Genomic DNA, 7,346 nt, shown 5'->3' with positions numbered 1-7,346 from the left:
GCCCTGGCGGAGGCCCGCCGGACCCTCACGGAGGAGGACACCGGCACGTCCGGCGCCGCGGTCCCGCTGCGCGCCGCCGAGGCCGCGCTCTCCCAGGCCCGCGTCCTCACCACCGCCGCCCTGCGCCGGGCCCACGAGCTGGGCGGCACGGCGGCCCGCATCCCGGGCGCCCTGGCCGACGCCGAGGCGGGCCTCGCGGAGGCCCGCGCCACCGGCACGGCGGACGGACAGCGGCTCGCCCTCGCCGAACGCACGCTGGCCGAGGTCCGCAAGGAGATCGCCGACGGACCGTACGACCCCCGGGCCGTGCTGCGGCGCGTGCAGGAGACGGCCGCCGCGCTGGACGCCGAGGCCGGGCCGCACGCGGACGGGGCCCGCGCCCGGCGCCGCGTCGAACGGGCCGTGACGGCCGCGCGGGGCGAGGTGGCGGCGGCCCGGGACTTCATCAGCACCCACCGGGGCGCGGTCGGCTGCCGCGCCCGCACCCGGCTCGCCGAGGCCGAACGGCACCTGACGCTGGCCCGCTCCCTGGTGGGCACGGGCGGCCCCGCGGTGCTCTACGCGACCGGCGACGCGGACTCCCTGGCCCGCCAGGCCCGCGCCCTCGCCGAGCACGACGTGGCCGACTACGCCACGCCGTACGCCCCCGGCACCCCCCACCCGGCCCGAGCCCTCTGCGGCGCCCTCCTGGGCGGCATCATCCTCACGGGCCTCCTCCCGGCCACGTTCGGCGGCGGCGCAACCCGCGGCCGCCTGGCGGCGGACTGACACCGGGAAGGCAAGGCGGAGGGCGCGCCCCATCAGGGGCGCGGGGAACTGCGCGACCGGCCGCAACGGACCTGCGGCCGCGCGCCGAGCGCAAGATGCACCCCAGTAGGCGCAGCGCCGCAGGCGACCCGCAGCCGCGCACGCAGCGCAAGCCGCACCCCGGCAGGCGCCGGGGGCCCGGGGGCGGCAGCCCCCGGCGTCAATAGAGGCTCAGCAGAGCCTCGACCGCATCCGGCGGAGCCGTATCGTCATCCGGCAACCCCAGCTCGAACCACACCGTCTTGCCGTGCGGCGTACGCCGCGACCCCCACGCCGCGCTGAGGAGCCCCACGAGCTGGAGCCCCCGTCCGCCCTCGTCCGTGTCGCGGGCCCGCCGCCGCCGCGGCTGCACGAGCCCGCCGTCCCAGACCTCGCACACCAGCGTCCGGTCCAGGAGCAGCCGCAGCCGCATCTCCCCCTCCCCGTACCGCAGGGCGTTGGTGGCGAGCTCGCTGACGAGGAGTTCGGTGGTGTCCACCAGGGCCTCCAAGCCCCACGCCAGCAGCTGGTCACGGGCCAGCTCGCGCGCGCGGGCGACGGAGCGTGCGTCGGGCGGCAGCGTCCAGTCGCCGACGTGGTCCTCCGGGAGGCCGCGCAGACGGGCCATCAGCAGGGCGATGTCGTCCTCGCCGTGGTGGGTGTCCAGCGCGCCGAGCACGTGGTCGCAGACGTCCTCCAGCGGGCGCGAGGGGTCGGTCAGGGCGTCGCGGAACGCCTCCAGGCCCTCGTCCAGCGGGTGGTCGCGGGACTCCACGAGGCCGTCGGTGTAGAGGGCCAGCAGGGCGCGGTCCGGCAGGTCGATCTCCACCTGCTCGAAGGGCTCGCCGCCGACGCCCAGCGGCATCCCGGGCGGCACGTCCAGCAGCAGCGCGGGCTCGCCCGCCTCGACGAGGACCGGCGGCAGGTGCCCGGCGTTGGCGACCGTGCAGCGCCGGGTGACCGGGTCGTAGACGGCGTAGACGCACGTGGCCAGATAGACCTCGGAGAGGTCCGCGGGCCGCACCCCGCCGCGCGTGCCCCGGGACGCCGACTGTTTGTTGCCCGGCCGGCCGAGGCCGTGGGCGATCTCGTCCAGCGCGGAGAGCACCTCGGCGGGCTCCAGGTCGAGCATGGCCAGGGTGCGGACGGCGGTGCGCAGTTCGCCCATGGCGACGGCGGCCCGCAGCCCGCGGCCCATGACGTCGCCGACGACGAGGGCGGTGCGGTGGCCGGGCAGTTCGATGACGTCGAACCAGTCGCCGCCGACCTCGGTGGCCGCGTTGGCCGGGAGGTAGCGGCAGGCGATCTCCAGCCCGGCGGCGTCGGGGTCGCCCGGGGGCAGCAGGCTGCGCTGGAGGATCAGCGCGCGCTCGTGCTCGCGCCGGTACAGCCACGCGTTGTCGATGCAGACCGCGGCGCGCGCGGCCAGTTCGACGGCCAGCGCGGTGTCGCGCTCCCCGAACGGCTCGCTGCCCTTCGTACGGGAGAACCGCGCCAGGCCCACCACGGTGTCCCGGGCGACCATCGGCACGGCGAGCGTGGAGTGCACGACAGCGCCGAGCTCCGCCCCGTCCTCGCGCTCCCGGCCGGGGACGAGCTGCACGTGTGCCGTGCGCAGCGCCCCGGCGTAGGGCGAGTGGAAGGCGTAGCGGTGCACCTCGCCGACCTGGACGGGGCGCTCGCCGCCGTCGACGGGCACCCCGGGAACCGCGTTGGCGTAGGCGACGCGCCGCAGCTCGCCGCTGCCGTCGGCGAGGCCGGGCGGCGCCTCGTCCCCGGCCAGCAGCCCCTGGTAGAGGTCGACGGAGGCGAGGTCGCAGAACTGCGGCACGGCGACGTCCAGCAGCTCGCGCGCGGTGGTCTCCAGGTCCAGGGAGGTCCCGATGCGCGCGCCCGCCTCGTTGAGCAGGGCGAGGTTGCGGCGGACGCCCGCGGCCTCGCGCTCGGCGCGGCGGCGGCCGGTGACGTCGGTGGCGAGCGCGGCGACCCCGATGGGCCTGCCGCTGCCGCTGTGCAGCCGGTACAGGGAGACCGACCAGCGGCGCCGCTCGCTCTGTCCGGGCACCGGCCCCACGAGCTGGATGTCGGAGACCGGTTTGCCGGTGTCGAGCACCTGGCGCAGCGCCGCGGACAGCCGTTCGGCCTCGCCGCGCGGCAGGAAGTCGTGCGGGGTGCGGCCGCGGTGCCAGGCGGCCGGGCGGCCGAAGGTCTGGGCGAAGCTCTCGTTGACGCGGAGCAGCGTGAGGTCCGTACCGAAGAAGAAGAAACCCAGGGGAGATTGGCCGAAAACGGCTTCGGAGGCCGCGATGTCGGTCTCTATCCCGCGCAGGGCACGGGCGTCCACGGCCACGCACAGCGCGGCCCGTCCGCCGTCCACGGTCGCGGTGGGCATGACATAGATCTCGGCCAGTCCGGGCTGCCGGCCGCCCCGCGGGTACGGGACGATGCCGGTCCACTCCCGGCCGTCGAGACCCCCCTCACGGAGGAAGGGCGCGGTGGTCGCGTCCTTGCCACGGACCGTGGCACCGGGGGTGAAGATCTCTTGCGGGTCCTTGCCGACCGCGTGCCGGGCCGCTATTCCGAAGAGCTCCTCGGCACGCTCGCTCCACTGCTGGATACGTCCGTCGACCCCCAGCGAGAAGGAGGCCACGCGAATGTAGTCGTAGAGGGACCCTGGCGGGCTGTCCTGCCACGCCGCCGTGGCCTGTGCTTCCTCCGGCGTTCCGCCACTCGCCGCACCCGCTGGCTTTTCGCTCACGTGCCCGTCCCCTCCGGCTCATGTGCTCGCACCGGCATCAGAAGCCCGAGTATCCAGCACAGGGGCCCTTCGGAACACGGACTTCACGATCACAGCACGGTCTCGACCCGCTATGTCTCCCCACCGGGTGACGGACCGGCCAGGCTCAGTTCGAACCACACCGTTTTCCCGGTGTTCCCCCGGCGCGTTCCCCATCTTCGGGATGCACATGCCACCAATTGAAGCCCTCGGCCGCCCTCGTCGTCGGGATGCGCCGTACGCTCCCTGGGCGGATCGGGCAGGGGATCGGAGACCTCCACGAGCAGACTGGGGCCCACGCGCGAGTACATGCGTACGCCGATGGGGCCGCTCGCGTACCGCAGCGAGTTGGTGACCAGCTCGCTGACCAGCAGCACGGTGACGTCGCTGACGGCCTCCATGCCCCATTCCCGCAGGGTCTCCCGCACCAGTGTGCGAGCCGTCCGCACGGCCCCGGCCTCGGCGGGAAAGCTCCACTCGGCGAACCCCGGCGTGGACGCCAGAATCCTCCCTGCGGTGTCGCTCACGCCGATCACTCCCTTGCCGTACGGGGGAATAATCAGCACATACCCGATATGTCGAAGGGTTTACCGTCGCACGCGCAGGTGGCCTACGCGGAGGCCGCGCCCCGCCAGGGGCGCGGGGAACTGCGCGACCAGCCACGACGAACCCGCAGCCGCGCACGGAGCACGAGAGGCACCCCCGTAGGCGCAGCCAAAACGGAGCCGCACCCGGACTCACTCACCAAGAAAAAGACTCAGCGCCGCAGCAACAGCCGGCCGATCCTCCTCGATCCAGGCGAGGTCATCGACCTCGCGAGGCAGAACCCACCGCACCTCATCGTGGTCGGAAAGAGCCCGCACCTCCCCCGCCACCACCTTCGCCGTCCACACCCGCAGCACGAACGGCGGCCGCAGCGGCCACTCCCCCGGCACCCGCTCGCCCGGCTCGACCTCCACGCCGAGCTCCTCGCGCAGCTCGCGCACGAGGGCCTGCTCGCCGCTCTCGCCGGGCTCCAGCTTGCCCCCGGGCAGCTCCCAGCGGCCCGCCAGCTCGGGCGGGGAACTGCGCCGCGCGGCGAGCAGCCGCCCACCGTCGAAAACCGCTCCGGCCACCACCACACGCTGCGTCGTCATGCCGGCCAGCCTAAGCGGAGCGCCAAGGGCGGAGCGCAAGGGCGGAGTGCCGAGCCGAGCACCGGGTCAGGTGACCGCACGCCCCATCCGGACGACTATGTAGAGCCGCTGGCGGCCACCCGCGTCCAGCCGCTCGGCGACCTCCTCGGCCTCCGTCTTGGTGGCGTAGCGCCCGACGCGGTAGCGGTTGCCGTTCTCCTCCTCGCGGATCACCAGCCAGGGCAGGACCGGTCCGGTGTCAGTCATCGCCCCCGCCTTTCCGCAGCCGTCCGCACTGGCGCATACCGTCTGGCATTTCCCGCAGAAACCGCAGTCCGCATATGCCCGAGCCTACGCCCGACCTTTACGCAGCGGATACGCTTTTTCACGAAGAGGTACGCATTCGGCCATCCCGCACCGTCCCGGAGATCCGCTGGAGATCTCCGTACACCCGGGGACCGTTCCTGCCCGTTACCCGGTTCGGCCCGCGACATGCGCGTACGGGCGGGAAATCTGTTCCTGATGGGTCCCGGTGGGCCGCGATGGGCCCCGATGAGTCCTGGATGGGCCGCGATACGCCGCAGGGGGCGGCCACGGGCCCGTGTGGGCCGGTGGCCGCCCCCTGCGGGACGGTGAGGCGGAAGGATCAGGCCTTGGCGTCGGCGGACGCCGACTCCTCGGCGGCCTCGGCGGCCGCGGCGGCCTGCATCTCCTTCTCGGTCTCGACCAGGGTCGGGTTGCGCCAGGCGCTCCGGACACCCCAGAAGTAGAAGGCCAGGGCGATCAGGACGACGACGGCGATGTCCCAGCCCTCGGCCAGGTAGCCCTGGCCGCCGAACTCGGTGCCGCCGGCCCACGACACGAAGGCCATGACCAGCAGGTAGGCGACCATCCAGACACCGGCCGCCAGGTGCGGCTTGAGCTCGGCCCACGGCTTGCGCAGCTCGTACCAGGCCCAGATCGGCAGACCGACGGCCATGATCAGGATGACCTTGCCGGTGAGCGGCCAGCGGGCCCAGTAGAGCACCAGCGAACCGAAGATCATCGCGATGGGGGCGATGACCGGCATGGCCTTCAGCTTGACCGGGCGGTTGAGGTCCGGGGCGATGCGGCGCAGCGACATCACGGCGACGGGGCCGGTGATGTACGAGATGACGGTGGCCACGGAGACGATCTCGGCGAGCGAGCCCCAGCCGCGGAAGACGGCGAGGAACATGAACGCGACGACGAGGTTGAGCAGCAGCGCCGGGCGCGGCACGCCGGTCTTCGGGTCGACCTTGCCGAAGACGCCGGGCAGGTGGCCGTTCTCCTGCACGCCGTGGATCATGCGCGAGGTGGTGGCGGCGTAGATCATGCCCGTGCCGGACGGCGAGATGAAGGCGTCCGCGTACAGCAGCATCGCGAGCCAGTTCAGGCCCCAGGCCATGGCCAGGTCGGCGAGCGGCGAGTTGTAGATCTTGCTCAGGCCGTCCCAGCCGTTGGTGGACAGCACGTCCGAGGGGACGGCCATCAGGAAGGCCACCTGGAGCGCGATGTAGATGACCAGCGCGATGAGGATCGAGCTGATGACGGCCTTCGGCAGCGACTTGCCCGGGTTGCGGGCCTCACCGGCCATGTTCAGCGGGGACTGGAAGCCGTTGAAGGCCCAGACGATGCCGGAGAGGGCGACCGCGGTGAAGACGGCGCTCCAGCCGTTCGGGGTGAAGCCACCCGCGCGGTCGATGTTGCCGGTGTCGAAGTGCGCCCACATCAGCGCGCCCGCGGTGAGGACCGGGACGACGACCTTGAAGACGGTGATCGCGTTGTTGGTCTTCGCAAACAGGGTGATCGCGAACCAGTTCAGGAAGAAGTAGAACACCAGCAGCACGCTGGCCAGGGCCACACCGGTGCCGGTGAGCTCCTTGCCGTCGTAGAGCTGCTTGGCCCAGTCCCACTTCCAGGAGCTCATGTACTGCACGGAAGCGGTCGCCTCGCCCGGGATGACGGAGACGATCGCGATCCAGTTCGCCCACGCGGCGAGATACCCCGCGAGCGAGCCGTGCGAGTACTGGCCGTAGCGGACCATGCCGCCGGCCTTCGGGAACATCGCCCCGAGCTCGCTGTAGGTGAGCGCGATGGTCAGCGCGACAGCCGCGCCGATGACCCACGCGAGGATCGCGGCCGGCCCCGCGATGGCCGCGGCCCGCTGGGCGCCGAAGAGCCAGCCGGAGCCGATGATCGACCCAAGGCCGACGGCGGTCAACGCCACCGGCCCGAGGGACCGGCGGTAGTTGGAGTGGGAACCCTGCTCGGTACTCAACGCCCCGGATCTCCTTTTCTTTCTTCTCCCCCACGGGCAGTTCACAAACCGCGCCATCGTACGAGCGATTTGGACGATTCGATTCCGCGAAAAGCCCCTGACCTGGGCGTATGTGAGTTTTGCAACACTGAAAACCGCCCTACCTTATAGGGGCAAAGCGGGACATAAGGGGCAGTTCCTACCTGCCGCTACCGACTCCCGGGTAAGTTCCGGGCGGCTGAAAAGCGTTGACGTTCACACGCGCTTCACGGGCACGCAACGCTCGGGTGCTAGCGGGGGACGCCACCCAAAGGGATGGACGCACGACGATTCGATAACGGTTCCGCACCGTCCGGAGCAGCCCCGTCAGGGGCGCGGCACGGGCGCCCGT

Annotated in this window: 5 protein-coding genes and 1 pseudogene; 1 reads left to right on the top strand and 5 read right to left on the bottom strand. The window is 72.5% G+C overall.

Annotation, left to right across the window (positions count from 1 at the left end; all coding sequences use genetic code 11):
* Positions 1-768, top strand: a pseudogene (locus K6I34_RS05150) (TPM domain-containing protein); the annotation flags it as partial.
* Positions 769-967: 199 nt separating this feature from the next.
* On the opposite strand, the gene K6I34_RS05145 reads toward K6I34_RS05150, so the two are convergent.
* The 5 genes from K6I34_RS05145 to K6I34_RS05125 all read right to left on the bottom strand — a co-directional run bounded on the left by K6I34_RS05145 (position 968) and on the right by K6I34_RS05125 (position 6,976).
* Positions 968-3,544 carry a SpoIIE family protein phosphatase gene (locus tag K6I34_RS05145; RefSeq protein ID WP_374230810.1) on the bottom strand — a complete coding sequence of 859 codons (2,577 nt, stop codon included), beginning with the start codon at positions 3,542-3,544 and terminating at the stop codon, positions 968-970.
* A gap of 110 nt (positions 3,545-3,654) precedes the next feature.
* Entirely contained in the window at positions 3,655-4,098 is a 444-nt protein-coding gene (locus K6I34_RS05140; protein ID WP_229322867.1) for an ATP-binding protein, read from the bottom strand.
* A 201-nt stretch (positions 4,099-4,299) separates the two neighbouring features.
* Positions 4,300-4,698: a (deoxy)nucleoside triphosphate pyrophosphohydrolase gene (locus K6I34_RS05135; protein WP_229322863.1), complete on the bottom strand. Its 399-nt coding sequence runs from the start codon at positions 4,696-4,698 to the stop codon at positions 4,300-4,302.
* A 66-nt stretch (positions 4,699-4,764) separates the two neighbouring features.
* The gene (locus K6I34_RS05130) at positions 4,765-4,944 is read right to left on the bottom strand and encodes an SPOR domain-containing protein (RefSeq protein ID WP_229322862.1); all 180 of its coding nucleotides are present in this window, start codon (positions 4,942-4,944) and stop codon (positions 4,765-4,767) included.
* 379 nt (positions 4,945-5,323) lie between these two features.
* Positions 5,324-6,976 (bottom strand): APC family permease, encoded by a 1,653-nt coding sequence (locus K6I34_RS05125; protein ID WP_229322861.1) that lies wholly within the window; start codon positions 6,974-6,976, stop codon positions 5,324-5,326.
* Positions 6,977-7,346 lie beyond the last annotated feature (370 nt).

The organism is Streptomyces sp. UNOC14_S4 (assembly GCF_020740835.1).
Taxonomy (GTDB): domain Bacteria; phylum Actinomycetota; class Actinomycetes; order Streptomycetales; family Streptomycetaceae; genus Streptomyces.
Note: the sequence above shows the minus strand (reverse complement) of the source record. Positions and strands in the feature narration are given on the sequence as shown.

Coding starts and splice junctions, on each gene's coding strand:
- K6I34_RS05135 (WP_229322863.1), bottom strand. CDS start 4,698: ATGACGACGCAGCGTGTGGTGGTGGCCGGAGCGGTTTTCGACGGTGGG.
- K6I34_RS05130 (WP_229322862.1), bottom strand. CDS start 4,944: ATGACTGACACCGGACCGGTCCTGCCCTGGCTGGTGATCCGCGAGGAG.